The following is a 25,453-nucleotide window of genomic DNA, read 5'->3' as shown; positions in this document are numbered from 1 at the left end:
AACAAGCCTTAGATTATAGCGTGATTTTTGGGGCTTCCAAAACAACGCGGCGCCGGCGCAACGAATTCGTGGTGACGACGCCGCGATGACGAAGACGAAGCGCCCCGCTCATGTCGTCACATCGCGATGCTTACGCCCAGGCGCAGCGTGCGCGGCGCACCTGGGAACAGGTAGACGTGGCTGAACTGGTAGGGCGATTCCTTCCAGTAGCGGCGATCGAACAGGTTGTCGACGGCCAGCGTCCAGCTCGTGGCCATGCCGGCCAGCTTGGTGTCGTAGCGCAGCACCGCATCCAGGCGCGTCCACGACGGCAGACGGATCGAGCCGTCGGGCAACACGTTACGGCGACCTTCGTACGACAGCTGTCCCGCGAGTTCGAGGCCCGGCACCGACGCGAAGCGGTAGGCGGCCTGCGCGCGCAGCACCTGCTTGGGTACGTTGGTGGGCGCCTGTCCGTTGAGCTCGGGCGCGGCCGTGCTGCCGCGCCGCTTGGCGTCGATGAGTGCCACGCTGCCGCCCACGCGCCAGGGGCCGCCGGCCCATTGCGCGCCGGCCTCGAGGCCGCGGTGCACCGCGCGGCCGTCGTTGCGCACCGTGCAGGACGCGCCGCACAGGTCGAGGTTGGTCATCGGGCGCGAGATGTCGAACCACGCGACCTGCCAGTTGAACGCCGCGTCGCCGCCCTTCAGGCCCAGTTCCCACTGGCGCGATTGCAGCGCAGGCAACGCCTCGCCCGCGTTCGCGTACTGCGAGCTCTTGTTGGGCACGATCTGAGACTCGACGCCCTTGCCCCAGCTCGCATAGGCGAGCAGCCCGGGCTGGATCGTGTAGCTGGCCGCGATCCACGGCGTGGTGATGCTGTCGCTGTAGCCGGTGGGGCGCGAGCCGTCGGTGCGGATGCTGTCGCGCGACAGCCGCGTGTGCCGCGCGCCGATCCAGGTCGTGAAGCGGTCGTTCCAGCGGATCGCGTCCTGCACCGACAGCTCGGTCGAGCGCTCGTTGCGGTTGGTGTTGGCGTCGGTCAGGCGCGGGTCGGCCGGCGTCATCGCGGTGGCCCAGATGTTGCCGGTGCCGACGTAGTTGTAGGCCTGGTCCTGGAAGCGGTTGCGCACGCGGCTTTGCAGCAGGCCGAAGCCCAGCTCGTGGCGCACGCTGCCCGTCATCACGTTGCCCTTGAGGTTCAGGCTGCCCGCGGTCTGCGTGCGGCGCTCGTTCTCGCTGCGGAAGTCGTACACGTCGAAGGTGCCGTCGGAGCAGTAGCGGTCGTAGTTGTCTTCGGCGCCGCAACCGAAGGCGTAGGCCAGCCGGTCGTCGGTCTTCAGGCGCTGCTGGCCGATCTGCGCGCTCCAGCGCCAGTCGGCATTCAGCGCCTGGCTGAAGCGCACGGTGCCGGTCAGCGCCTTGAACACCGAGGGCTGCGACCACGGCTGGTTGTTGAGGTTGATGCGTGGATCGACCGGCGCGGGCAGCACGCTGCCCAGCAGGCTGTAGCCGTTCTGGCTCGGCTGTGTCTTGCGGCTTTGCTCGATCTCGAATTCGAGCACCGAGTCGCGCGTGATGCGCCAGTCGGCCGCGAGCGAGAACAGGTTGCGGTTGCCGTCGAGGTTGTGGGTCAGCGGCTTGAGCTTTTCGCCGGCCACGTTGAGCCGGTAGCCGAACTGACGGTTCTCGCCGAAGCGCCCGCCCAAGTCGAGCGCGCTCAGCACGCTGCCGCGGCTGGTGGTTTCGAGGCGGATGGTGCGCAGATCCTGCTCGGTCGGGCGCTTGACCACGTAGTTGACGAGCCCGCCCGGCGCGCTGGTGCCGGCCTGGATGCCGCTGGTGCCGCGCAGGATCTCGATGCGCTCCTTGTTGTCCAGCGGGATCGCCGTCTCGGCGCTGATCGGCAGGCCTTCGCGCCGGTAGTTGAAGCGGTTGTCGAGCACGAAGCCGCGCACCGTGAGGTAGTCCCAGTAGCCGGCGGAGTTGTAGGCGTCGGTGACCGAGGCGTCGAACTGCGTCAGGTCGGCGAGGCGGCGTGCGCCGCTGCTGCGCAGTTGCTGGCTGTCGATCACGGTGGCCGACAGCGGCAGCTCGCGCAGCGGCACATCGCCGAAGCCGCTGATGTCGGCCTGCGGCGCGGCGGCGCCGTCGTTCACGGTGACTTCGGGCAGTGCTTGCGATGTCGATTGCGCATGCGCGCCGCAGGCACCGAAAGTGAGAAGGGCTGCGGCAAGCGCGCGCGAAAGCGGGGAGTGCGAGAAAAGTCGAGCGTTCATTCTGTGCGTTCAGGGGAACCGGGGGCGGCGTGCATCGCCGTCATCCATTGCGCGGCCGTGGCCTCGGGATCGTCGGCGGCCACCAGCGCGCGCACCACGGCGACCGAGCCGACGCCGGTGGCGAGCACCTCGGGCAGCCGCACGGCATCGACGCCGCCGATGCCCACCTGCGGGTAGCCGCGCAGCAGGCGCGCGTAAGCCGCGAGCCGCGCCACGCCCTGCGGCGCGGTCGCCATCTTCTTGAGCGTGGTCGGGTAGATGGCGCCCATCGCGATGTAGCTCGGGCTCACCGCATCGGCGCGCACCATCTCGGCGTAGCCATGGGTGCTCACGCCGAGCCGCAGGCCGGAAGCGCGCAGTTGTTGAAGCTCATCGGGCGACAGCGCGTCGAGGTCTTCCTGCCCGAGGTGGATGCCGTAGGCGCCCGCCGCGATGGCGACCTGCCAGTGGTCGTTGATGAACAGCAGCGCACCGGTGCCGCGCACCGCGTCGACGGCGGCCTGCACTTCGCGCGCGACGGCCTCGGCGTCGTCCGACTTGAAGCGCAGCTGCACCGTCGGCACGCCGGCGCGCGCCATGCGGCCGACCCATGCCGCATCGGGCAGCACGGCGTAAAGGCCGAGCCGTTCGGGGCAGGGCGGAAAGGCGTCGGCGCGCGCGGTGGGCGGAAACGGGCCCATGCCGAAATCGACCGGCGCATCGGGCCATGCCGATGCGTCGAACTGGCTGAGCCGTTCGGTCTGCGCACGCCACGCATGGGCGAGGCATTCGGCGTCGATCTCGATGAAGCCGAGCGCGGTGCAGGCCTGCTTCGCGCCGCGGTAGATGGCGTCGTCGGAGGTAAAGCGCGGCGCGCTCACTGACGTGGCCGTGGCGGCGCCGAAGCGCAAGCCGTGGACCGCAACGATGGCTTGTGCCACGGCGCGGGCGTTGGAGGTGTCGATGGCGTTCATGGTGCGTGGTGCCAGAAGGGGGTGCCGAGCACGGGCGTGCTGGGCTGCGCGGCGTCCTGCGCGGCCATCGCGCCGGCGCGGTAGGCGGCGCGGCCGGCCTGCACCGCATCGGCGAACGCGCCGGCCATGGCGACCGGCTCCTGTGCGAGCGCGACGGCGGTGTTGAGCAGCACGCCGTCGTAGCCCCACTCCATCACCTGGCACGCATGCGAGGGCAGGCCGAGGCCCGCGTCGACCAGCATCGGCACCTGCAACCGCTCGCGCAGCAGGCGCAGCGCATACGGGTTGACCGGCCCGCGTCCGGTGCCGATGGGCGCGGCCCACGGCATCACGGCCTGGCAGCCGACATCGACGAGGCGCTGGCACAGCACCAGGTCTTCGGTGCAGTACGGCAGCACATGGAAGCCGTCGCGGATCAGCTGCGACGCCGCATCGACGAGGTTCAGCGTGTCCGGCTGCAGCGTGTAGTCGTCGCCGATGAGCTCGAGCTTGATCCACGGCGTGTCGAACAGCTCGCGCGCCATCTGCGCGGTGGCGATCACTTCCTGCACGCTGTGGCAGCCGGCGGTGTTGGGCAGCACCGGCACGGCCAGCTTGCGCAGCAGCTCCCAGAAGCCGTTGCCGAGGTCGCTGTTGCCGGAGCCCTGGCTGGCGGTCTGGCGGCGCAGCGAGGCGGTCAGCATCGCGGGTTGGGCGCGCTGCACAGCGGCTTCGAGCACGTCGGGCGACGGGTAGCGCGCGGTGCCCAGCAGCAGGCGGCTGTGGAAGGTCTGGCCGTAGAGGACCAGGGGATCGGGGTTGGTCATGGTTGTTGTCTCCATCGTCTTGTCTCTGGTGCGTTCGTTCAGCCGCCGGTCACCGGGCGGATCACCTCGACGCGGTCGTCTGCATGCAGCGGGTGCGTGGCATAGGCCGAGCGCGGCACGAACTCGCGGTTCACCGCCACCGCGAAAGGCGGCACGGCCTGCAGCACGGCCAGCGCGTCGGCGAGCAGCGCGTCCTCGGGCAGCGTGCAGGGCTTGTCGTTGATCAGGATGTTCATCGTTGTTGTCATGCGTCGGGCACGTCCATGCCGAAGCCGCGCGCGAGCGTGGCGCGGCCGTGCGCCAGCAGTTCCATCGCCGCGTCGAGCAGCGCGGGCGCGATCATGAAGCCGTGGCGGTACAGGCCGTTGATCTGCAGCACGCGCGGCTGCGGCTGGCGAATGGCGGGAAGGTTGTCGGGCAGCGTGGGCCGGCATTGCGTCGCGATCTCGACGATGCGCGCTTCGGCAAAACCGCTGTGCACCGCATAGGCCGCGCTCAGCAGCTCGAGCGTGGAGCGCACGCTGGCGGGCGACAGGTCGTCCGACTCGATCTCGGTCGCGCCGATCACGAACAGGTGGTCCGGCTTGGGCGCGATGTACAGCGGATAGCGTGGGTGCACGAGGCGCGTGGGCCGCTGCAGCGTGACCTCGGGCGCATGCACGCGGATCACCTCGCCGCGCACACCGCGCAGCGCGTTCCATTGCGGCTTGGCGCCCAGGCCGCGGCAGTCGATCACCCAGTCGGGCTGGCCCGCCGTGCCGGGCGAAAAGTCGGAGGGCGCACGCGGCGACTGCCAGTGCAGCGTCACGCGCGCATCGGCTTCGAGCGTGGCGCGCAGCGACGCCAGCAGCGCACGGTTGTCGAGCTGGCCTTCGCCCGGCAGGTACAGGCCGCGGGCGAAGCGCGTGCCCAGCGAGGGCTCCAGCGCGGCGATGGCGGCGGGGGTGTCGAGCGCCTGCATCGGCGCCAGCTCGGGCACCTGCGCGCCGGTGCGCGCCAGTACGCCCGCGAGCCGCGTGGCCTCGGCGGCGTCCTGCCGGTGCCACAGCACCAGCGTGCCTTCGCGCTGGAAGAACACGGGCTGCGCCAGCGGCGCCAGCAGCTCGGGCCAACGCGACAGCGCGTGCTGGCCCATGCGCACGACCGACACCGGCGCGACGGCCGATTCGGCCAGCGGCGCGAGCATGGCCGCAGCCACGCGCGCGGCCGCGCCTTCGGCCTCGGGGCTGCCGGCTTCGTACAGGTCGATGCGACAGCCGGCGCGTGCCAGCTCGACCGCGAGCAGCCGGCCCATCAGGCCCGCGCCGAGGATCGCCGCCGAGCCGAAAGGCAGGGGATGCGGTGCGCTCATGCGGCGCCTCCGTCGGCTCGCCGATAATTTTCGACATGACCCAAGCACCCACCCAGCGCTACGCACGCGTGCTCTCCATCGCCGGCTCGGACAGCGGCGGCGGCGCCGGCATCCAGGCCGACCTCAAGACCTTCGCGGCCCTCGGCTGCTACGGCATGACGGCCATCACCGCGCTCACCGCGCAGAACACGGTGGGCGTCTCGGGCATCCACGGCGTGCCGCCCGACTTCCTGAAGGCGCAGATCCAGGCCGTGGTGGAAGACATCGGCGTCGACGCCGTCAAGCTCGGCATGCTGCACGCGCCCGAGGTGGTCGAGGTCGTGGCCTGGGCCATCGACCGCTACCAGCTGAAGAACGTGGTGCTCGACCCCGTGATGATCGCCACCAGCGGCGACCGCCTGATCGCGGCCGAGACCGTGCAGGTGCTGGTGCGCGAGCTGTTCCCGCGCGCCGTGGTGGTCACGCCCAACCTCGACGAAGCCGCCTTGCTGGTCGGCCACGCCATCGGCGGCATCGACGCGCTCGACGGTGCGGCCGACGAACTGCTCGCGCTCGGCGCGAAGGCCGTGCTGCTCAAGGGCGGCCACCTGCCGGGTGACGAGGTGGTCGATGTGCTGCTGGAGCGCGGCGGCGCGCGCAAGCGGCTCGCGTCGCAACGCATCGCCAGCCGCAACCTGCACGGCACCGGCTGCACGCTCTCGTCGGCCATCGCCGCGCACCTGGCATTGGGTTTGGCGCTGCCCGAGGCGGTCGAGCGCGCACGCGCGTACATCCTCGGCGCGATGAGCGCCGGTGCGAATGTGCAGGTCGGTGCGGGCCACGGTCCGCTCAACCACGGCTTTGCGCCAGTGCCGACCCACCGCTTGCCGCTGTCGGCCGGCTGAGCCAGGCCAGCACAAAAGTCGCCGCCAGCGTCGGCAGCGCCGAGCCGAACTGCGGCGCCCACTTGGCGAGCGCGTGGTAGGCCGCGATGCCCGCGAGCCAGATCAGCGCCGCGCTCCAGTCGATGGTGCGCGTGCTGTTCGCCGACACGGCACTTCCGCTGCCCAGCCGTCCCAGGATCACGCCGTACAGTGGCACGAACACCGAGCTCAGCAGCAGCAGGAAGGGTTCGAGCGTGTGCATCGGCAGCACCAGCGCCAGCCCGATGCACAGCACCGCCAGCAGCAGGCCCCAGCGCTTCACGCTCCAGCGCGGCAGCAGGCTGTGCGTGGACACCGAGCCCGAGTACACGTCGCCATAGGCGTTGTCGAGCTCGTCGATGAGGATCAGCCCCAGCGCCACCAGCCCGCCCTGCGCCAGCAGCAGCGCCATGACCAGGCTGGTGCCCGGCTCCGCCACGCTCACCACCATCACGCCCAGCGCATAGCACCAGATGTTGGCGAGCGCGTAGCCGATCCAGGTGCCGCTGAACGCGCTGCCCAGGCCGCCTGCCGCGCTGCGCTTGCCGTGGCGCGCGTAGTCGGCCACCAGCGGCAGCCACGACACCGGCATCGCGATCACGAGGTCGAGCGCGCTGAACATGCCCATGCTGCCGTTGCCCGGCCGTGCCCAGAAGGCGTCCAGGCCCTTGGCGTGCAACTGCGTCGCGAACTGCCAGCTGAGCCACAGCAGCGACAGCACCACCAGCGGCAGGCCGAAGCGGCTCACGAAGCGGCGCACCAGCTTCACCATCGAGCCGGCCAGCAGCGCCAGCAGCACCGCGCCCCACAGCAGCGTGGTCAGCACGCCGCCCCAGGCCGTGCCCAGCGCGGCGCCGAAGGCCTGCTGCCCGATGGCCTGCGTGCCCTCGCGCATGATCACGAGTTCGAAGGTGGTCCAGCCCACCAGCTGCACGATGTTGAGCAGCACCGGCAGCCGCGCGAAGGCGCTGCCGTAGGTGGCGTGCATCAGGCCGGCGCTGGCCAGCCCGGTTTCGCAGCCCAGCCGCGCCGTCCAGGCCAGCAGCCCGGCGCCGAGCAGCGAGCCCAGCACGATCGCCAGCGCCGCGTCGCGCGTGCCCACGGCCGGCACCAGGTAGGCGCCGATCTGCATCACCAGCAGCCCGACGCCGAGGCTGAACCACAGCGAGGCGTGGTCGTGCCAGCCGAAGACGCGCCGGGCGGCGGGCAGGGGCGTGAGCGCTTCGTTGCCGGACGAAGCGGAACTGTCGTTGTCGTTGTGTGCCATCCGTTTGCTCCAGTGCAAAAGGTTTGGCAGGTGGGCGAGGCTCCAGTGGCGTGGCCGTCGCGCGAGACAACGCGACAGGCCACCGGACCAGCTTCCCTGCGCGAGGATTACCTCAGTCAGGTTCAAAGGGACTTTCTCAGCCACACCGGTCGAAACCGGCGCAGCACCCCTAGCGAAATGTCATTTTAGGCGCGTGTGTCGCAGACGCACCGAAAAGTTCCTGCGCACGGAAGAATCCGGCCACAGCGGGCCTTGCACCCGCCGCACCGATGGCGTGCCGGGGCCGAGGGCCTATTCCTCGTGCTTTCCCGCGCCCTCGGCGGAAAAATTCTCGACCACCGATTCGAGCCACCGGCCGACGATTGCCATCTCTTCGTCGCTGAAACCCTGGGTCAGCCGTGCGTTCAACGCGCCGAGCCCGGCCTTTGCACGCTGTCCGGCAAGCCGTCCTTCCTCGGTCTGGTACAGGCGGAATGCGCGCCCGTCGTTCGGGTCTTGCGCGCGGGTCAGGTAGCCGGCTTTTTCGAGCCGGGCGGCAAGGCCGGACATGGCCGGTGCACCGATGTTCAGTGCCTGCGCGACTTCTCCCGTCAGGGCGCCATCGTTGGTCGACAGGAAAAACATCGTGCCGGCCTGGGCTGCCGACAGCGCGGGCAGGGCGTCGCCGCGGGTTTCTTTCCAGCGCTGCACCGCCCGCTGGGCGACGTTCAGAAGAAACACCAGCCTGTATTTTTTTTGAGCTTTCATCGGATTCCTGTGGCCTGGGCGAAGGCGCTGCAGGTTACATCTTATCCGTATTTATTTCGCACGCGAAGCATATACTTCGCATGCGAAGTAAATGCCATCCCTCTCGCACGGTGCGAGAGGGCAACCAGGAGAACCTATGACCGAATACGTGACCGTCGAATCCACCCAGGGTGTCCTGACCCTCACGCTGGCCAGGCCGGAGAAGATGAACGCACTGACCAATGCGATGTATGGCCGCCTGGCCGATGCCATCGCGGGCGCCGAGAGCGACCCGTCCGTCCGGGCCATCGTGATGCGAGGCGAAGGTGGCATGTTCACCTCGGGCAACGACCTGGGCGAATTTGCTGCCGTGGCTGCCGGGAAGGCCGGCAACGAAAAGCGCCATGTCGCCCGCTTCCTGCGTGCGTTGGCGAGTTCAACGCGCCCGGTGATTGCGGCGGTCAACGGACGCGCAGTCGGCGTGGGGACCACCTTGCTGTTGCACTGCGACTTCGTCGTGCTGGCTGAGGATGCGCTGCTGTCCACGCCGTTCGTCAACCTGGCGCTGGTTCCCGAAGCGGCGTCGAGCCTGCTGCTGCCGGCCCGCATCGGCCACGTTCGTGCCTACGAGATGTTTGCGCTGGGCCTGCCGGTGTCCGCTGCGCAGGCCTTGGCCTGGGGCATCGCGAACCGGGTCGTGCCTGTGTCGGACCTGCACGGCGAGGCGCAGAAGGTTGCCGAGCTGCTCGCCAGCCGTGCCGCGGGCTCGTTGAAGCTGACGAAGGGCCTGATGAAGCAGGGCGCGGCCGTTGCAGCCCAGATGGACCTCGAAGGCGCGCAGTTCGTGGAGCGCCTCCAGAGTCCCGAAGCGCGCGAAGCCTTCACGGCGTTCGCTGAGAAGCGGGCCCCTGACTTCTCGAAAACTGCGGCGTAGCGTCAAGCGGGCTGCGGCCCGGGTGAGAATCGCCGCCACGAGGGCGCCTTCGAATGCCCTGGAGCGCTCCCCGCACATGACAGAAGACCGCAAGCACCTGGAACCGCCGGCATCGCCGCCCGCACCCAACGCGCGCCTGCGGCGCTTTCGCGTCGACGTCGGCACGATCATTTGCGCGGTCGCACTGCTGCAGTCGCTGCTGCTCGTGGCCTTCGGCTACTGGGGGGCGGAGAAGCTGGTGTCGAAGGTGGGCGAGTCGGCGCACAAGGTCAACCACGACCGGGTCGAGGACAACATCCTCGCCTTCCTGGCCAAGACCGAGGGCCTGGTGCGCGCCATCGCCCACACGCCCGACCTGCACCCGGCGGGCCACGACGGCGAGCAGACCGCCGAGCTGCTCTGGGCCGCGCTGGAACAGACACCCGAAATCGACAGCATCGGCGTGGGCAGCGACGACGGCCATTTCTTGATGGCCATGCGCCACCCCGCGCCGGTGGTGCGGCAGGTGCTGCGCGAGAAAGACTTCACCACCGAGACCTGGGAGTACAAGTCGCCGCCCGACAGCGACGGCGACGAAGACCCGCGGCGGCGCTATGAAACGACGCGCATCGAGGCCTTTCGCAGCGAGGACGACCCGGTGCACCAGGACTGGTTCACGCAGGCCGAGAAGGCGCAGCGCGCCGTGTGGACCGCGCCCTTCGTGCTGCCCTCGATGAAGGAGCTCGGCGTGAGCCACGCGCGGCCGAGCCGACGGCAGGACGAGGAGGGCGTCACGCAGACGTTCGTGGCGGTCGCCAGCGTGTCGCTGGGGCATCTCTCCAACCTCGTGCGCCTGTTCGGTGGCACGGGCCACGGCCACAGCGCGCTGTTGAGTGCCGACCACCACGTGATCGCGCGCAGCGACCACCCGCATTCCGTGCGCGTGCTCGAAGACCCGGACGAGGGCGTGCTCGGTGCGCTGCACACCCACATGCTGGCCAACGGCAGCCGCGGCTGGACCGAGGACATGGCCTTTGCCCTCGTGCACGAGGGCATCCACTACCAGGTGCAGACCTCGCGCATTCCGGCCACCGACTGGCATCTGGTCAGCTGGGAGCCCGAAGAGGCGCTGCTGGGTGCGCTGCATCGCAACGTGCTGTGGTCGCTGCTGCTGGTGTTGGCGTTCCTGGCGATCGCGCTCTTCATTTCGCTGCGCCTGTCGAAGCTGGTGACCGCGCCCATCGAAAGTCTCTCGCGCACGGCGCGGCGCATCGGGCGGCTGGAGCTCGACGACCTGCCGCGCGAGTCGAGCCGCGTGCTCGAGATCCAGCACCTGAACCAGGCACTGGACGAATCCGCGCGCAGCCTGCAGGCCTTTCGCAAGTTCGTGCCGGTGGACGTGATCCGCCAGCTCATCGCCGAAGGGCATGCCCTCGAACCCAACGGGTCGCCGCGTCGCATCACCGCGATGTTCACCGACGTGGAAGGGTTCACGGCCATCGCGGAATCGATGCCGGCCGACGTGCTGATGCGGCAGCTGACCGACTACTTCAACCTCGCCACCCGCGTGTTCGCGCGCCACGGTGGCGTGATCGACAAGTTCATGGGCGACGGCATCATGGTGCTGTGGGGCGCGCCCACCGACCTGCCCGACGCGGAGTACCGCGCTTGCGCGGCCTCGCTCGAACTGCACGCCGAGATGACCGAACTCAACCGCCGCTGGCAGGCCGAGGGCCTGCAGCCCTTACGCACGCGCATCGGCATGCACACCGGCGTCGTGATCGCCGGGGTGCTCGGCTCGAGCGACCGGCTGTCGTACACGGCGCTGGGCGACGTGATCAACGCGGCCAGCCGCATCGAGGGCACCAACAAGCAGTTGGGCACGCGCACGCTGATGTCCGAGGCGACCTTCGAAGGGCTCGGAGGGCGCCTGGCCACGCGGCGCATCGAGGAGGAGATCGAACTGCGCGGGCGGCAGACGCGGATGGTGCTCTACGAGCTGCTAGAGGTCGAGCACCAGCCTCGGTGAGCGGGCCCGCGAGCAGCAAGGCAGGAAGCAGTCGTTGGCCGCCTGCTCGGCGGGTGTCAGGTAGAGGTCGTGGTGAGCGACCTCGCCCGCGAGCACACGCGTGAGGCAGGTGCCGCAGACGCCCTGCGCGCACGAGACCGGAATCTCGATGCCCTCGGCGGCGAGCGCGTCCAGCACGGTCATCGTCGCGGGGATATGGACGACGCGGCGCGAGCGGTGCAATTCGACCTCGAAGCTGCCTTGTCCATCGGCCCGCGGTGCGGCGGCCGAGAACGACTCGAAGTGCACCTGCGCGTCCGTCCAATGCAGGGCGCGTGCGGTCGTGCGCACGGCCTCGAGGAAGCCCGAGGGGCCGCAGACATAGACGTGTCGGCCCGGCGCCGGACGGCCGAGGGTCGCCGCGAGGTCGATGTGCTGCGCGGGCTGGCCGTCGTCGTGGTGAAAGAACACCTTGTCTGTGAACGTGCTGTCTTCGAGCCGCCGCCGGTAGGGCGCGCGCGCCGCCGAGCGGCTGCAGCAGTGCAGCGCGAAGTCGGCCCCCAGCGCGGCCAGCCGCTGCGCCATCGACAGCAGCGGCGTCACGCCGATGCCGCCGGCCAGCAGCAGGCTGTGCGTTGCGCTTTCGTCGAGCGCAAAGAGGTTGCGTGGCGGGCCGATCTGCAACACCGAGCCTTCATGGATGGCGTCGTGCATCGCCCGCGAGCCGCCGCGCGAGGCGGCGTCGCGCAGCACGCCGATCTCGTAGTGCCCCTCGCCGTCAGGGGCCGATGCGTTGCACAGCGAATACTGGCGCACGAGCCCGCCGGGCAGTGCGACGTCGATGTGCGCGCCCGGCGTGAACGCCGGCAAGCGCTCGCCGTCGACGGGTACCAGCCTGAAGCCGGCGACGCCTTCGGCCTCGACCGTCTTGCGCGCCACCCGCACCGCGATACCTGCGCCGCTCGACACGCCATTCATTCCTTGGGCACGAGGAAGTTGCCGGCCTCGAACTGCACGGGCGGCGCCGCGGGGTCGAAGCTCACGCCGGCCGGGTCGCGGCCTTCGCGCAGCGCGTCGAGCTGGTGTTGCAGCAGCCGGCGCAGCATCACGATGCCGCGGTCGGACGAGGCCAGGTGCTCTTCCGAATGCGCCGTGATGGCGCCCTGGCTCACCTGCGCCTCGTAGTCGCCGGGGAAGGCGCGGTGCTCGGCCTCGCTCAGCTCCTCCCACAGCTTGCCGTTCAGGCGCGAGCGCACGCGGGCGAGATCGCCCGGGGTTTTCACGCGGCCCACGGTGTAGATGCGAAAACTGTGGTCGTCGATCGGCAGCACCCAGCCGATCGACTCGACGCGCCCGTAGGCCGCCACGCGCGGGTTGGGCACCACGCGCAGCGTCGGCAGCACGGGGCCGGCCACGCGGCGGAAGGTGCTGCCGTCTTCGAGCGTGCGGATCGAGGTGATCGTCACGCCGGTCTCGGTGCTCTCGAAGCTCACGTCGGGCATCTGACCCATGAGCGCCACGAACTGCGTGCCGCTGAAGCTGCCGTGCAGCACGGGCACGTGAAACGGGTCGGCCACGTTTTCGTAGTGCTGCAGCCAGTTGCAGGGAATGACCTGCGGCCCGCCGCCGCCGATGCTGTTGCCGTCGGCTTCCAGGGTCTCGCCGTCGTCCATGGTTTCGAGGCAGTCGTAGCGTGGCAGCACGGGCTTCTTCTCGGCCGGGCCGAGGTAGGCCCAGACCAGGCCGTACTGCTCCTGCACCGGGTACCAGGGCTGGCGCACGCGGCCGCGGCTGCGCGCACCGCCATCGGGTTCGCAGGGCTGGTCGACGCAGTGGCCCTGCACGTCGAACATCCAGCCGTGGTAGCAGCAGCGGATGCCTTCTTCTTCCACGCGCCCGTAGTAGAGCGACGCTCCGCGGTGCGCGCAGCGCCAGTGCACGAGGCCCGCGCGGCCTTTCTTGTCGCGGAACAGGATGAGGTCTTCGCCCAGCACGCGCACCTGGCGCGGCGTGTCGGTGGCGTCGGCGGCCAGGCCGATGGGGTGCCAGTAGCGGCGCAGCAGCTCGCCCATGGGCGTGCCGGCGCCGACCTCGGTCAGCTCGGGCTTGTGGCTCGGCGACTTGCGGCCGTAGGCGGTGCCGGTGTCGAAGGCGATGGGTTGCCACTCGGACGTGGCGGAGGGCGGGACAACGGCGCTCATTCGGGGGTGACTCCTGCGGCCTTGATCAGGTCCGCCACGCGGGGAAAGTCGGCCTTGTAGCCGGCACGGAATTCGGCGGGCGTGCTGCCCAGCGGCTCGAAGCCGTAGCCGGCCAGCCGCTCCTGGATGTCGGGCAGCTTCGTGATCTCGCGCAGCGCGAGCGACCATTCGTCGAGCACGGGCTGCGGCGTGCGCGCGGGCGCATACACGCCGATCCAGCTGTCGAGGTCGAAGCCTGCAAAGCCCTGTTCGGTGAAGGTCGGCACGTTGGGCATCGAGCGCACGCGCTGGCGGCCGGTGATGCCCAGCACCTTGATGCGCCCGGCTTGTGCGAGGCCGCGTGCGGTCGCGGGGTTGGCCCAAGCCACGCCCAGTGCCTCGCCGAACATGTCGTTGTGCGCGGCGGCTTCGGCCTTGTAAGGCACATGCACCAGGTCGATGCCGTTCTGGCGTGCCAGCAGTTCGCCGAACAGGTGCGCGTTGGAGCCGTTGCCCCAGGTGCCGTACGAAACGCCGGGGTGCGCCTTGGCGTAGGCCACGAACTCGCGCACGGTGGAGAAGGGCGCCGAGGCGCGGGCGACCAGCATCGGGCCGCCTGTGGCCAGCTGCGACAGCGGCTCGAAGTCTTTCACCGGGTCGTAGGGCAGCTTGGGCTGCAGCACCACGTTGTTGATGTGCGTGAGCGGCAGCGTGAGCAGCACGGTGTAGCCGTCGGGCGCGGCCTTGGCGACGGCGTCGGCCGCGATGGTGCCGCTGGCGCCGGGACGGGCCTCGACGATCACCGGCTGGTTCCAGCGCGCCTTGAGCTTCTCGGCATAGACGCGGGCGATGGCGTCCATCGGTCCGCCGGGCGAGCCGAAGGGCACGATGCGCACCACGCGGCTCGGAAAGGGCGCGGGCTGTGCGAAGGCGGGGCCGGCGGCGAGGGCCGCGATGCCGGCACCGAGCACACCGAGTGCATGCCGACGCGCAGTGCACGTCTTTTCTGCCTCGGGCGGCGAGGGTCTGAACCGATTCATCGTGTCTCCAGTCGTGTTGTACTTGTGCGCTGGACGATACGGACAGCCTGCCCCGCGGGCAATTCGAAGCTTTGAATATGAGATATGGCCCAACGTGATATCCGCAGCCTCGACTTCGGCATGCTGCGGACCTTCGATGCCCTGATGCGCGAGCGCAGCGTGTCGCGCGCGGCGACCCGGCTCTTCCTGAGCCAGCCGGCGGTGAGCGCTTCGCTCAATCGGCTGCGCGACACCTTCGGCGATCCGCTGTTCACGCGCACGGCCCACGGCGTGGAGCCCACCGCGCGCGCCCATGCGCTGGCCGGCCAGGTCGAGCGCGTGCTGGCTGACCTGTCGGCGATGCTGGAGCCCGGCGAGGGTTTCGAGCCGGCGGTGTCGCAGCGCATCTTCCGCATCTCGGGCAGCGACTACGCCAGCCACCTGCTGCTCCCAACGCTCGCCAACGAACTCGTGGCCTGCGGCTCGCGCATCCGCCTGCACTGGGAGACCAGCTCTTTCCTCACGCTCACCGAGCGCCTGCGCAAGGGCGACTTCGACGTGGCCGTGCTGCCGCGCCTGCAGCCGCCGAGCGATTGCGAATCGGCGCTGCTGTACGAAGACCGCTACGTGGTCGCGGTACGGCGCGGCCATCCGACGCTGGGCGAGTCGGCCACGCTCGATGCCTTCTGCGAAGCGCCGCACGTGTTCCTGGGCTACGGCAGCTCGGCGCTGGACGACCTCATCGACCAGGTGCTGGCGCGGCAAGGGCGCACGCGCAGCATGCGCGTGGCGATGACCAGCTTCGGCCAGATCGTCGACCTGCTGGCGCAGACCGACCATGTGGCCGTGCTGCCGCTGCGCGTGGCCGAGCGCTTTCGCGATCGCCTCGCGGTGCACCCGCTGCCCTTCGAGCTGCCGGGCTACCGCTCGGTCGTCTGCTGGAACCGCCGCTCGAATTCGGATGCGGGCGTGCTGTGGCTGAAAGACGCGCTGCTGCGCATCGCGCTCACTGCGCCGGCTTGAGCCTGCGCGCGAACGCTTCCAACCCGTCGATCGTGATCTGGATGTGCCGCTCGAAACTGCTGTCGAGCGGCACGGTGGTGCCGTTGTCCCAGCGCAGGATGAAGGCCTGATTCGCCAGCTGCGGCAGGTGGCGCGTGAGCACGGGATGGTCGAGCGGGCGGATCGTGTGGACGCGCTCGCGCAGCTCTTCGGCCCAGGCCTGCGTGTTGTCGGCAGGCAGGGGCGAGAACTCCATCGTCAGGAAGCCCAGCATCGCGGCGATCACGCAGTTGTAGGCCTCGCGCAGCGGCTCGCCGTCGAAGCCGGCCTCGGTCAGCGCCGCCAACACGCCTTCGACCAGTTCGGTCGGCAGGCTGCCGTTGGACACCAGCTGCGCCCCGAGCAGTTGCGCCACGTTCGGGTGCTGCCGCACCGCCGCGCGGCAGCGGTGGAACAGTTCGGCGATCCAGTCCTGCCAGGCGAGCGTGCCCTTGGGCGGCGTGACCTGGGCCATGACCGTGGCGGCGACTTCGGCGAGCAGGGCCTCGCGCGTGCTGACATGCCAGTGCACGGTGGCCGGGTACACGCCGAGCTGCGCCGCGATCTCGCGCATGCTGAAGGCGCCGAGGCCGAAGGCGTCGATGTGCGCCAGCGCGGCTTCGGCGATGCGCTGCTTCGACAGCGCCGCACCGCCGGCAGGGCGGCCGGCCGTCCGGGGGCGAGGCTCGGGGGCTTTTTTCTTCATGGATGCGGCCATTGTGCAGCGGGTGAATTGATTGTATAAATATTATTAATTGAGCATTGATCAATTAAACGGGCCGGGCGCTCCCGGCACGTTCCACTCCCAAAGGATGTCAACCATGACGACCGCCATCGACCAGGCCCTGGCCCAGGCCCATCAACGCTTCACCGACGGCAACCCCGAAAGCCTGCGCCGTTTCGAGGCGCAGACGCGCTACATGCCCGGTGCCAACAGCCGCTCGGTGCTGTTCTATGCGCCGTTCCCGCTCACCATCGCCAAGGGCGAAGGCGCAACGCTCTGGGATGCGGACGGCCATCGCTACACCGACTTCATCGCCGAGTACACGGCCGGCGTCTACGGCCACTCGGCGCCCGAGATCCGCGAGGCGGTCATCGAGGCGATGCAGGGCGGCATCAACCTCACGGGGCACAACCTGCTCGAAGGCCGGCTCGCGCAGACGATCTGCGAGCGTTTTCCGCAGGTCGAGCAGCTGCGCTTCACCAACTCGGGCACCGAGGCGAACCTGATGGCGCTCACGGCCGCGCTGCGCTTCACGGGGCGGCGCAAGATCGTCGTGTTCTCGGGCGGCTACCACGGCGGCGTGCTCGGCTTCGGCGACCAGCCGTCGCCGACGACCGTGCCCTTCGACTTCCTCGTGCTGCCCTACAACGACGCGGACACGGCGCGCGCGCAGATCGACGCGCACGGCGCGGACATCGCCGCCATCCTGGTCGAGCCGATGCAGGGCGCGAGCGGCTGCATTCCGGGCGGGTGCGAGTTCCTGCAGGCACTGCGCGACGGGGCCACGCGGGTCGGGGCGTTGTTGATCTTCGACGAGGTGATGACGTCGCGGCTGGGGCCGCACGGGCTGGCGAACGGGCTGGGCATTCGATCCGACCTGACAACGCTGGGCAAGTACATCGGTGGCGGCATGTCTTTCGGCGCCTTCGGCGGGCGCTCTGACGTGATGGCGCAGTTCGACCCACGCACCGGGGCGCTCGCGCACTCAGGCACCTTCAACAACAACGTGATGACGATGGCGGCCGGCTACGCGGGCCTCACGCAGCTATTCACGCCGGAAGCGGCGGGCGCATTGGCCGAGCGCGGCGAGGCGATGCGGTCACGGCTCAACGCGCTGTGCGAACGCGAAGGCGTCGCGATGCAGTTCACCGGCGTGGGCTCGCTCATGAATGCGCATTTCCTGCGGGGCGAGGTGCGGCGCGTGGCCGACCTGGCGGCGGTGGATGGGCGCTTGCGGCAGCTGCTGTTCTTCCACCTGCTGAGTGAGGGGATCTACACCTCGCCGCGCGGATTCGTCGTGCTCTCGCTGCCGTTGTCGGCGCAGGATATCGACCGCTACGTCGCCGCCGTGGGCAGCTTCATCGAGGCCTGCCGGCCGCTGCTGCTCAGCGCGGGGTAGTGCCCGCCACGCCCAGCAGCTCGTGCAGGCGCGTGCTGGTGGTCGTGTACTGCAGCGGGATCGCCTTGCCGGGGAACACCCGCGCGGCAGCGCCCCAGGCCGCCAGCGTGGCCTCGTGGAAGCCGCAGACGATGAGCTTCTTCTTGCCCGGGTAGGTGTTGATGTCGCCCACCGCGAACACGCCGGGCTCGCGAGTTTCGTACTTCTCGGTGTCGACCGGCACCTGCTTGCGTTCCAGCTCGAGGCCCCAGTCGGCGATGGGGCCCAGGCGCGGCGAAATGCCCAGGCAGGCGACCAGCGCGTCCAGCGGCAGGTCGACCGTGGTGGCGTCGGGCGTGGTGATCTGCAGCTGCCGGCCATCGAAGGCGCTCGGCTGACCGACCCGGAAGGCCAGCTTGCCGTCGGCCACGAGGGCGCGCATGGCGGCCACGTTCGCTTCGTCGGCCTGGAAGCCGTCGCGGCGGTGGATCAGCGTCACCTGCCTGGCCAAGGCCGTGAGGGCGATGGCCGTTTCGAGGGCGATGTCGTCGCCTCCGTTGACCACGACCGTCTGGCCAGCGAAGCGGCCGAGCGAATCGGGGTGATAGAACAGCGTCGAGCCTTCGAACTGCCCGATGCCGTCGACGGCGATGCGCTTGGGCACGAAGGCGCCGACGCCGGCCGCGATGAACACGGTCTTCGCGAGGAAGGCGGTGCCGGCCGAGGTGGTCAGCAGCAGGCGGTCGTCGACCTGGCGGGCCAGGGTAGAAACCTGCTCGCCGAAGTGGAATTGAGGCTTGAACGGCGCCACCTGCTGCAACAGCGACTGCGCCAGATCGCGCCCGCTGGTGACCGGGGTGCCGGGAATGTCGTAGATCGGCTTGTGGCCGTACAGCGCCACGCACTGGCCGCCCGCAGCGGGCAGCGCATCGACGATGTGGCAGGAAATCTCGAGCAGGCCCAGCTGGAAGGCCTGGAACAGGCCGACCGGACCGGCGCCGATGATCAGCGCGTCGGTCTCGATCGGTGCGGGCGCCTGGCTCAGCGCACCAGCTCCGAGATCTTGCCCGTCTTGTCCTTCCACTCCTCGGCTTCGGGCAGGGCGGGCTTGCGCTTGGTGATGCTCTTCCAGCCGTCGGCCAGGGCCAACTCAGCGTTCAGCTTGATGAAGGCGATCTGGTCGGCCGGCAGGTCTTCCTCGGCGTAGATCGCATTGACCGGGCATTCGGGGATGCAGACGGCGCAGTCGATGCATTCATCCGGGTCGATCACCAGCATGTTGGGACCTTCGCGGAAACAGTCGACGGGGCAAACGTCCACGCAGTCGGTGTATTTGCAACGGATGCAGGCTTCGGAGACGACGTGGGTCATTTGTCTTTTAGCGTCAGGAGAAGGGGCTGGAAAACCCTAGATTTTAGGCCTTTGCGGCGGGCGTCTGCACGAGCACGGCGGCGGAGGTGCGATGAGAGGCCGTATCGACCAGCACCAGCGACCCCAGCGCACGCGATTGGGCGAAGGGCAGCACGGCCAGCGGCTGCTGCAGCGCGAGCACCACGTCGCCGATGGAATTGGCTTCCAGCTGGGTCGCCGGCTCGGATTCGAGGGTGGTGATGTTCACGCGATCGACGATGCGCGCCACCTTGGCCTTGACCCAACGGTGGCCCTGCAGCGCCCAGTACACGCGGCCCGCAACCAGCGGCTCGTCATCGAGCCAGGCCACGGTGGCGGTGATCTCGCGCACGGGCTCGAAGGCCTCGGGTGCCAGCAGCCAGTCGCCGCGCGACACGTCGAGTTCGCGGTCGAGCACGATGCCGGCGCTGTGGCCCGCATGCACGGTCTTCGGCTGGCGCGTGTGGCTCAGCACCTGCGCCACGGTGGCGGTCTGGTTGCTGGGCAGCACCGTGACGCGCTGGCCGGGTTCCACATGGCCCGAGGCGACGCGGCCCCAGAACACGCGGCGGCCCTGCGAGGTGTCGGCCGAGGCCGAGAACTTCTCGACCCACTGCACCGGGAAGGCGAAGGGCACGGCTTCGTCCTGCGCGGTCACGGGCAGGTCTTCGAGCAGCTCGAGCAGGCTCGGGCCTTCGTAGCCGACCCAGTCGGCATGGCGCGTGGCCACGTTCCAGCCCTTGAGGGCCGAGATCGGCACGATGGCCGCGACCTTCACGCCGGCCGCTTCGGCAAAGGCGTTCAGCGCGGTCGAGATGCGCTCGAAGGCGAGGGCGGCGTCGTCGATGGCGTCGAGCTTGTTGACCGCGAACACGATCGACTGCACGCGCAGCAGGTGGGCCAGCAGCGTGTGGCGGCGCGTCTGCGGCAGCAGCTCGCGCTTGACCACGGTGCCGTCTTCGACCTCGGCGGCCCAGGCCAGCTTGGTGGCATCGACCAGCACCACGGCCGCGTCGGCGGCCGAGACGGCCGTGACCATGTTGCGCGTGTACTGCTCGTGGCCCGGCGCGTCGCCGATGATGAACTTGCGCTTGGCGGTCGAGAAGTAGCGGTACGCCACGTCGATCGTGATGCCTTGCTCGCGCTCGGCCGAGAGGCCGTCGGTCAGCAGGGCCAGGTCGGTCTCGCCGCCGCGCTGCACGCCGGCCAGCTGGTCCTGCAGCACGGTCTTGCTGTCGACCAGCAGGCGACCGATGAGCGTGCTCTTGCCGTCATCGACCGAGCCGCAGGTGATGAAGCGCAGGGCGGTGCCGGTGTCGCCGTGGACGTCGGACGTGGCGGGGGTTGCAATCGTTGCGCTCATCAGAAGTAACCGTCTTTCTTGCGTTTTTCCATCGAAGCTTCGGACGTCATGTCGTCCATGCGCGTGGCGCCGCGCTCGCTGACGTCGACCGACAGCGTCTCCAGCACCACGTCGCCCGCGCCTGCGGCCAGGCTTTCGACCGGGCAGGTGGTCGTGATGTCGCCCACGGTGCGAAAGCGCACGTCGCGCACCTGCACGGTCTCGCCGTCGCGCGGCGGCGTGAGTTCGGTCACGGGCACCAGCAGGCCGCGGCGCTCGACCACTTCGCGCTTGTGCGTGTAGTAGATCGACGGCAGGCCGACGTTCTCGCGCTCGATGTATTGCCACACGTCGAGCTCGGTCCAGTTGGAGATCGGGAACACGCGGAAGTGTTCGCCCGGGGCCAGGCGCGTGTTGAACAGCGTCCACAGTTCGGGGCGTTGGTCCTTGGGCTGCCACTGGCCGAAGCTGTCGCGGTGCGAAAAGATGCGCTCCTTGGCGCGGGCCTTTTCCTCGTCGCGGCGGGCGCCGCCGATCAGCGCGTCGAAGCGGAATTCTTCGATCGCTTCGAGCAGCGTCACGGACTGGTGCGCGTTGCGCGATTCACCCGGATGGGCCAGGCGCACGGTGCCGCGCTTCATCGAGTCTTCGACGCTGCGCACGATGAGTTCGGCGCCCAGTTCCTGTGCACGCTGGTCGCGGTAGGCCGTCACTTCGGGGAAGTTGTGGCCGGTGTCGATCATCAGCAGCGGGTAGGGAATGCGGCCGACGCCGAAGGCTTTTTCAGCGCACTTGAGCAGCACCAGCGAGTCCTTGCCGCCCGAGAACAGCAGGGTGGGGCGCTCGAAGGCGGCAGCCACTTCGCGCAGGATGAAAATGGTTTCTTCTTCCAGCGCGTCGAGGTGCGTGTTGGACAGGTTCGCGGGTGAATGCATGGGCGGCTGCAGCAGGTCGGCTTCGGTACGGGCGTTCATCGGGATGGGTCCTGGAGGCGGAGAGCGATCGTTCAGTGCGACAGGTGCAAGCCGCATTCGCGGTTGTCCTCGCCCTTGGTCGGGTCCACGTAGTCGAAGTTGTTGGGCAGGCCGTTGGCTTCGCAGTATTCGTAAAGCTCTTTGGACGACCAGTGCAGCAGCGGCGCGACCTTGATCAGGCCGTCCGGGTTCACGCTGACCGGGTCCATCTGCGCGCGCACGGCCGTGTCGGTGGCCCGCAGCGCGGTGAACCAGACCTTGGGCGCGGTCTCGCGCAGGGCGCGGGCAAAGGGCTCCAGCTTCACTTCTTCAGTGAAGGCGGCGTGGCGCGGATCGTCCAGCGCCGGCGTGGCACCTTCGACCGCTTCGCGGTGCGCGCGCGAGCGGCGCGGCAGGTAGATGTGCAGGTCCAGGCCCAGGAGCTTCGTCACCTCGTCGGCAAAACGGTAGGTGGCCTCGGTGTTGTAGCCGTTGTCCATCCAGACCACCGGCACGTCCCGCTTGGCGCGCGTGACCATGTGCAGGATCACGGCCTCGAAGGGGCGGAAGTTGGTGGTGATGATCGCGGGCTGACCCAGGCCGACGGCCCAGTCCACCAGGCCCTCGGCGTTGCGGCCGAGTTCGGTGTTGATGCGTGCGAAGTCGATGTCGGTGGCGATGCTCATGGGGCTCTCTTGTCTGCTCAGGCGCCGGCCACGAAGTGCGGCGCGGTCTTCACTGCGTCGCCCTGGTAGAACGTGGCGAAGCGGTCGAACTGGCGCTGTGCGTCGGAGGCGTCCACGCCTTCCTTGAGCACGGCGCTGGAGAAACCGGTGCGTTCCATCTGCACCAGCTGGTCGATCAGCACGTCGCCCGTGGCGCGGATGTCGCCCGTGAAGCCGAGGCGGCGGCGCAGCAGGAAGGCCTGGCTGTAGGCGCGGCCGTCGGTGAACTTCGGAAAGTTCAGGTCGATGCGTTCGATGTCGGCCAGGCACACCTCGATGGCGAGCGGGTCGGCGTCGTTGGCCAGTTGCAGGACCTTCGGGTCGCCGTCGTCGATGTGTTCTTCGGCCGAAAGGATGTTCAGGGTCTTTTTCATGCTGCTTCCTCCACCTTGAATCGCGCACCGTTGGCCGCGGCCTTGAACGGGTCGTGGCCCACGCGGCGCAGGGTGTCGATGAAGGTCTCGCCGTTGGCGCGGGTGTCGCGGTACGTGGTGAGCACGGCCTCGATCACGCCCGGCACTTCGGCCGCCGAGAACGAGGGGCCGACCACCTTGCCGGCTTGCGGCGCGCCGCTGAGCGCGGAGCCGTCGGAGCCGCCGAGGGTGACCTGGTACCACTCCTTGCCGTCCTTGTCGACGCCCAGGATGCCGATGTGGCCGCTGTGGTGGTGGCCGCACGAGTTGATGCAGCCGCTGATGTGCAGGTCGATCTCGCCCAGGTCGTCGAGCTCGTCGAGGTCCTGGTAGCGCTCGGTGATGGCTTCGGCGATGGGAATGGAGCGGGCGTTGGCCAGCGCGCAGAAGTCGCCGCCGGGGCAGGCGATCATGTCGGTCAGCAGTTGCACGTTGGCGCTGGCGAAGCCGGCGGCGCGGGCGGCGAGCCACAGCGCGTGCAGGTCTTCGGCGTGCACCCAGGGCAGCACCACGTTCTGGTCGTGCGTCACGCGGGCTTCACCGGCCGAGAAGCGGTCGGCCAGCTCGGCGATGGTGTCGAGCTGGTCGCCCGAGGCGTCGCCGGGCGCCTGCTTCAGGCGCTTGAACGACAGCGTGACGGCGCGCAGCGCGGGGTTCTTGTGGGCGTCGACGTTGCGGGCCAGCCAGCGCGCGAACATGACGTCGTCGGCGGCGTGGGCGCGCAGTTCGGCATCGGTCTTCTCGGCGCTTTGCAGCACGCGGGTGGCCAGCGTCGGCGGCACGAAGGAGGCGGCCACGCGGTCGTACTCTTCCTGCGTGATGGTGTGCGGTGCGCCGTCGTGCTCGAGGATCTGCTTGTACTCGGCCTCGACGTCGTCGATGTAGCGCTGGCCCTCGGCCTTCACCAGGATCTTGATGCGCGCCTTGTAGATGTTGTCGCGGCGGCCATAGCGGTTGTAGACCCGGATCACCGCTTCGAGGTAATTCATGATCTGCTGCCAGGGCAGGAACTCGCGCAGCACGGTGCCGATGATGGGGGTGCGGCCCATGCCGCCGCCCACCTGCACGCGGAAACCGATGTCGCCCGCTTCGTTCTTCACCACGTGCAGGCCCACGTCGTGCCAGCCGGTGGCGGCGCGGTCTTCGGTGGCGCCGGTGATGGCGATCTTGAACTTGCGCGGCAGGAAGGCGAACTCGGGGTGCAGCGTGCTCCACTGGCGCATGATTTCCGCGAACGGACGCGGGTCGGCGATCTCGTCGACGGCAATGCCGGCGCGCTCGTCGCTCGTGATGTTGCGGATGCAGTTGCCGCTGGTCTGGATGCCGTGCATGTCGACCGAAGCCAGCAGGTCCATCACGTCGGCCGACTTGGCCAGCGGAATCCAGTTGTACTGGACGTTCTGGCGCGTCGTGAAGTGGGCGTAGTGGGTGGGCAGCTTGTGGCTGCCGAGCAGGCCCTGGGTCTCGATGGCCTTGCGGTAGACCTCGGCTTCGGGCTCGTCGTATTCGCGGGCGATGCGGGCCAGCACGCGCAGCTGCTTGCTCGACAGCTCGCCATACGGCACGGCCACGCGCAGCATCGGCGCGTAGCGCTGCACGTACCAGCCGTTTTGCAGGCGCAGGGGGCGGAACTCGTCCTCGTGCAGGCGGCCCTTTTGCCAGCGTTCGAGCTGGTCTCGGAACTGGGCAGCGCGTTGGTGAACGAACTGGCGGTCGAATTCTGTGTATTGGTACATCGTGCGTGTGTGTCTTGAAGTGCGGTGCGTCCAGCGCCCCAGCAAGAAGTCCCGGATTCTGAAAGCCCGCCTTATGGAAACAAACTATTTTTTGGTTCGCGTCTTATGCGGATAAGCTTATTCACCAGCATCCATGCGGGTTGCGAGGCGGTTGGTTGCTTATTCCGGATAAGGCGCGACGGCCGGCGCGGGGTCGCCGGACGCTGGATTCTAGGAACCCGGGGGCACCCGCGCAGGGCGCCTACCGCAGCTTGAAGTCGAAGCCGAGGGTCTGCGGCGAGCTCAGCAGCTGCCGGGCGGCCTTGTCGGCCTGGTGCTGCGCATTGAGCCATTCCCGGGCCAGCCGGGCTTCGGTCCGGTTCAGGTGCTCGATGCCGTGGTGGCGCTCCTTCGACCAGGCCTGGAAGCACTTCACCACCCGCAGCGGATCGCCGATCTGCTCCTCGATCCGCAGCCGATAGATGTCCGCGGCCACCATGACGTCCTTCAAGGTGAAGTTCTGGCCTTTGACGTGGACCACGTAGGGGACCACATAAGAAGTTGTCCTGGCTAGATCGCTCATGCCTTCATCCGTGCCTCAAGTCGCTGCCTGTGCCGCAGATTAGCGGCGGGTATCGAAATGAAACTGAGCGTTTCTGAGCGCCGCAGCGGCGCCCGGACAGCGCCGGGCTAGCGCCGGATGAGCGTCTTGGCGTGGAAGCGGTAGCCGGCGTTGCGCGCCGTGTTGATCGGCAGCACCAGCCCCGTGGCCTCGCTGACCTTGCGCCGCAGGCGGCGGATCTGGGTGTCGAGGCGGCGCTGGTCGTAGCTCAGGTAGTGCTCGCCCAGGGCCTGCACGATCTGCTGGCGGCTGGCGATCTCGCCGGCGCTGCGCATCAGCTCGTGCAGCACCGTGAGGTCCTGTTCCGACAGCGCAATGGGCGCGAAGCCCGGCGGCGACAGCCGGCGCGGGCCCAGTTCCAGCACCCAGGCGTCGGCCGGCAGCGCGGCGGGCGAATCGCCCAGGCGCCGCGACAGTGCCGCCAGCGTGGCGGCCAGTTCATCGAGGTCGGTGGTCTTGGACAGGTAGTAGTCGGCGCCGATGTCCAGCCCCGTCACGCGGTCGCGGGCGCCGCCGCGCGCCGTCAGCACGACGATGCCCAGGCGCTCGCCGCGTTCGCGCAACTCGCGGATCAGCGACAGGCCGTCGCCGTCGGGCAGGCCGAGGTCGACCAGCGCGATGCCGTGGCGGGCCGGGTCGTAGGTGCGGTGGAAGCCTTCGAGCGACGCCTCGGCATCGACCCGGTAGCCGCTGCCGGTCAGGAACTCGCTCAACTCTTCGCGCAGCACGGCTTCATCTTCCAGCAGGATCACATCACGCATGGGAACA

General features: G+C 69.1%; 25 protein-coding genes and 1 riboswitch. Of the genes, 5 read left to right on the top strand and 20 right to left on the bottom strand.

What is annotated here, in order from left to right:
* Nucleotides 1-116: 116 nt before the first annotated feature.
* Genes AC07OX_RS02130 through AC07OX_RS02110 form a run of 5 tightly spaced genes read right to left on the bottom strand, consistent with a single transcriptional unit; the run spans nt 117 to nt 5,368 of the window.
* Entirely contained in the window at nt 117-2,258 is a 2,142-nt protein-coding gene (locus tag AC07OX_RS02130) for a TonB-dependent siderophore receptor (protein ID WP_495259714.1), read from the bottom strand.
* Nucleotides 2,255-3,211 carry a thiamine phosphate synthase gene (thiE, locus tag AC07OX_RS02125; protein ID WP_495259712.1) on the bottom strand — a complete coding sequence of 319 codons (957 nt, stop codon included), beginning with the start codon at nt 3,209-3,211 and terminating at the stop codon, nt 2,255-2,257. The genes AC07OX_RS02130 and thiE overlap by 4 nt, the downstream gene beginning before the upstream one ends.
* Nucleotides 3,208-4,017, bottom strand: coding sequence for a thiazole synthase (locus tag AC07OX_RS02120; protein ID WP_307693511.1), 810 nt, complete (start codon nt 4,015-4,017; stop codon nt 3,208-3,210). Before AC07OX_RS02120 ends, thiE begins: the two co-directional genes overlap by 4 nt.
* Nucleotides 4,018-4,055: 38 nt before the next feature.
* Nucleotides 4,056-4,253, bottom strand: coding sequence for a sulfur carrier protein ThiS (thiS, locus tag AC07OX_RS02115; RefSeq protein ID WP_495259711.1), 198 nt, complete (start codon nt 4,251-4,253; stop codon nt 4,056-4,058).
* Between the two features lie 8 nt (nt 4,254-4,261).
* Nucleotides 4,262-5,368: an FAD-dependent oxidoreductase gene (locus AC07OX_RS02110; protein ID WP_495259710.1), complete on the bottom strand. Its 1,107-nt coding sequence runs from the start codon at nt 5,366-5,368 to the stop codon at nt 4,262-4,264.
* A 35-nt stretch (nt 5,369-5,403) separates the two neighbouring features.
* On the opposite strand from AC07OX_RS02110, the gene thiD reads away from it, so the two are divergent.
* A complete protein-coding gene (gene thiD / locus AC07OX_RS02105; protein WP_495259709.1) occupies nt 5,404-6,252 on the top strand; it encodes a bifunctional hydroxymethylpyrimidine kinase/phosphomethylpyrimidine kinase in 849 nt (282 codons plus the stop codon).
* On the opposite strand, the gene AC07OX_RS02100 is transcribed toward thiD, so the two are convergent.
* Both AC07OX_RS02100 and AC07OX_RS02095 read right to left on the bottom strand, forming a co-directional pair.
* A complete protein-coding gene (locus AC07OX_RS02100) occupies nt 6,197-7,537 on the bottom strand; it encodes a purine-cytosine permease family protein (RefSeq protein ID WP_495259708.1) in 1,341 nt (446 codons plus the stop codon). The genes thiD and AC07OX_RS02100 overlap by 56 nt on opposite strands.
* Nucleotides 7,538-7,613: 76 nt before the next feature.
* Nucleotides 7,614-7,718: riboswitch (TPP riboswitch) on the bottom strand.
* Nucleotides 7,719-7,828: 110 nt separating this feature from the next.
* Nucleotides 7,829-8,284, bottom strand: coding sequence for a MarR family winged helix-turn-helix transcriptional regulator (locus AC07OX_RS02095; RefSeq protein WP_062472473.1), 456 nt, complete (start codon nt 8,282-8,284; stop codon nt 7,829-7,831).
* 136 nt (nt 8,285-8,420) lie between these two features.
* Between AC07OX_RS02095 and AC07OX_RS02090 the strand changes: the two genes are divergently transcribed.
* Both AC07OX_RS02090 and AC07OX_RS02085 read left to right on the top strand, forming a co-directional pair.
* Entirely contained in the window at nt 8,421-9,197 is a 777-nt protein-coding gene (locus tag AC07OX_RS02090) for an enoyl-CoA hydratase (RefSeq protein ID WP_495259707.1), read from the top strand.
* A 970-nt stretch (nt 9,198-10,167) separates the two neighbouring features.
* A complete protein-coding gene (locus AC07OX_RS02085; protein WP_495260399.1) occupies nt 10,168-11,205 on the top strand; it encodes an adenylate/guanylate cyclase domain-containing protein in 1,038 nt (345 codons plus the stop codon).
* Here the strand turns inward: AC07OX_RS02085 and AC07OX_RS02080 are convergent.
* The 3 genes from AC07OX_RS02080 to AC07OX_RS02070 are packed head-to-tail and all read right to left on the bottom strand — an operon-like array spanning nt 11,179 to nt 14,404.
* Nucleotides 11,179-12,162 (bottom strand): PDR/VanB family oxidoreductase, encoded by a 984-nt coding sequence (locus tag AC07OX_RS02080; RefSeq protein ID WP_495259706.1) that lies wholly within the window; start codon nt 12,160-12,162, stop codon nt 11,179-11,181. The genes AC07OX_RS02085 and AC07OX_RS02080 overlap by 27 nt on opposite strands.
* Nucleotides 12,159-13,385: a Rieske 2Fe-2S domain-containing protein gene (locus AC07OX_RS02075; RefSeq protein ID WP_495259705.1), complete on the bottom strand. Its 1,227-nt coding sequence runs from the start codon at nt 13,383-13,385 to the stop codon at nt 12,159-12,161. Before AC07OX_RS02075 ends, AC07OX_RS02080 begins: the two co-directional genes overlap by 4 nt.
* Nucleotides 13,382-14,404, bottom strand: a complete 1,023-nt coding sequence (locus AC07OX_RS02070) for a Bug family tripartite tricarboxylate transporter substrate binding protein (RefSeq protein ID WP_495259704.1) — start codon at nt 14,402-14,404, stop codon at nt 13,382-13,384. The genes AC07OX_RS02075 and AC07OX_RS02070 overlap by 4 nt, the downstream gene beginning before the upstream one ends.
* An 84-nt stretch (nt 14,405-14,488) precedes the next feature.
* Here AC07OX_RS02070 and AC07OX_RS02065 point away from each other — a divergent pair, with 84 nt between their 5' ends.
* Entirely contained in the window at nt 14,489-15,406 is a 918-nt protein-coding gene (locus AC07OX_RS02065) for a LysR family transcriptional regulator (protein ID WP_495259703.1), read from the top strand.
* On the opposite strand, the gene AC07OX_RS02060 is transcribed toward AC07OX_RS02065, so the two are convergent.
* Entirely contained in the window at nt 15,390-16,130 is a 741-nt protein-coding gene (locus AC07OX_RS02060) for a TetR/AcrR family transcriptional regulator (RefSeq protein ID WP_492683927.1), read from the bottom strand. The genes AC07OX_RS02065 and AC07OX_RS02060 overlap by 17 nt on opposite strands.
* 115 nt (nt 16,131-16,245) lie before the next feature.
* On the opposite strand from AC07OX_RS02060, the gene AC07OX_RS02055 reads away from it, so the two are divergent.
* The gene (locus AC07OX_RS02055) at nt 16,246-17,547 is read left to right on the top strand and encodes an aspartate aminotransferase family protein (protein WP_495259702.1); all 1,302 of its coding nucleotides are present in this window, start codon (nt 16,246-16,248) and stop codon (nt 17,545-17,547) included.
* Here the strand turns inward: AC07OX_RS02055 and AC07OX_RS02050 are convergent.
* The 9 genes from AC07OX_RS02050 to AC07OX_RS02010 all read right to left on the bottom strand — a co-directional run bounded on the left by AC07OX_RS02050 (nt 17,534) and on the right by AC07OX_RS02010 (nt 25,446).
* Complete coding sequence (locus AC07OX_RS02050) at nt 17,534-18,610, bottom strand: NAD(P)/FAD-dependent oxidoreductase (RefSeq protein ID WP_495259701.1); 1,077 nt, start codon at nt 18,608-18,610, stop codon at nt 17,534-17,536. The genes AC07OX_RS02055 and AC07OX_RS02050 overlap by 14 nt on opposite strands.
* Complete coding sequence (gene fdxA, locus AC07OX_RS02045; protein WP_062472491.1) at nt 18,568-18,897, bottom strand: ferredoxin FdxA; 330 nt, start codon at nt 18,895-18,897, stop codon at nt 18,568-18,570. The genes AC07OX_RS02050 and fdxA overlap by 43 nt, the downstream gene beginning before the upstream one ends.
* Before the next feature lie 43 nt (nt 18,898-18,940).
* Nucleotides 18,941-20,278: a sulfate adenylyltransferase subunit 1 gene (locus AC07OX_RS02040; protein WP_495259700.1), complete on the bottom strand. Its 1,338-nt coding sequence runs from the start codon at nt 20,276-20,278 to the stop codon at nt 18,941-18,943.
* The gene (gene cysD / locus AC07OX_RS02035; protein WP_307588654.1) at nt 20,278-21,231 is read right to left on the bottom strand and encodes a sulfate adenylyltransferase subunit CysD; all 954 of its coding nucleotides are present in this window, start codon (nt 21,229-21,231) and stop codon (nt 20,278-20,280) included. The genes AC07OX_RS02040 and cysD overlap by 1 nt, the downstream gene beginning before the upstream one ends.
* Nucleotides 21,232-21,263: 32 nt before the next feature.
* On the bottom strand, nt 21,264-21,896 hold the full coding sequence (locus AC07OX_RS02030) for a phosphoadenosine phosphosulfate reductase domain-containing protein (RefSeq protein ID WP_095745492.1): 633 nt from the start codon (nt 21,894-21,896) through the stop codon (nt 21,264-21,266).
* Between the two features lie 17 nt (nt 21,897-21,913).
* Nucleotides 21,914-22,309: a DUF934 domain-containing protein gene (locus tag AC07OX_RS02025; RefSeq protein WP_062472499.1), complete on the bottom strand. Its 396-nt coding sequence runs from the start codon at nt 22,307-22,309 to the stop codon at nt 21,914-21,916.
* Nucleotides 22,306-24,084 carry a nitrite/sulfite reductase gene (locus AC07OX_RS02020; protein ID WP_307692958.1) on the bottom strand — a complete coding sequence of 593 codons (1,779 nt, stop codon included), beginning with the start codon at nt 24,082-24,084 and terminating at the stop codon, nt 22,306-22,308. The genes AC07OX_RS02025 and AC07OX_RS02020 overlap by 4 nt, the downstream gene beginning before the upstream one ends.
* A 241-nt stretch (nt 24,085-24,325) precedes the next feature.
* Nucleotides 24,326-24,646, bottom strand: a complete 321-nt coding sequence (locus AC07OX_RS02015) for a hypothetical protein (RefSeq protein WP_139705889.1) — start codon at nt 24,644-24,646, stop codon at nt 24,326-24,328.
* Nucleotides 24,647-24,753: 107 nt separating this feature from the next.
* Nucleotides 24,754-25,446 carry a response regulator transcription factor gene (locus tag AC07OX_RS02010; protein ID WP_062472505.1) on the bottom strand — a complete coding sequence of 231 codons (693 nt, stop codon included), beginning with the start codon at nt 25,444-25,446 and terminating at the stop codon, nt 24,754-24,756.
* Nucleotides 25,447-25,453 lie beyond the last annotated feature (7 nt).

The organism is Variovorax sp. GW821-FHT09D07, from assembly GCF_059416345.1.
The sequence above is the reverse complement of the archived record's forward strand: the minus strand, read 5'-3'. Positions and strand labels throughout refer to the sequence as shown.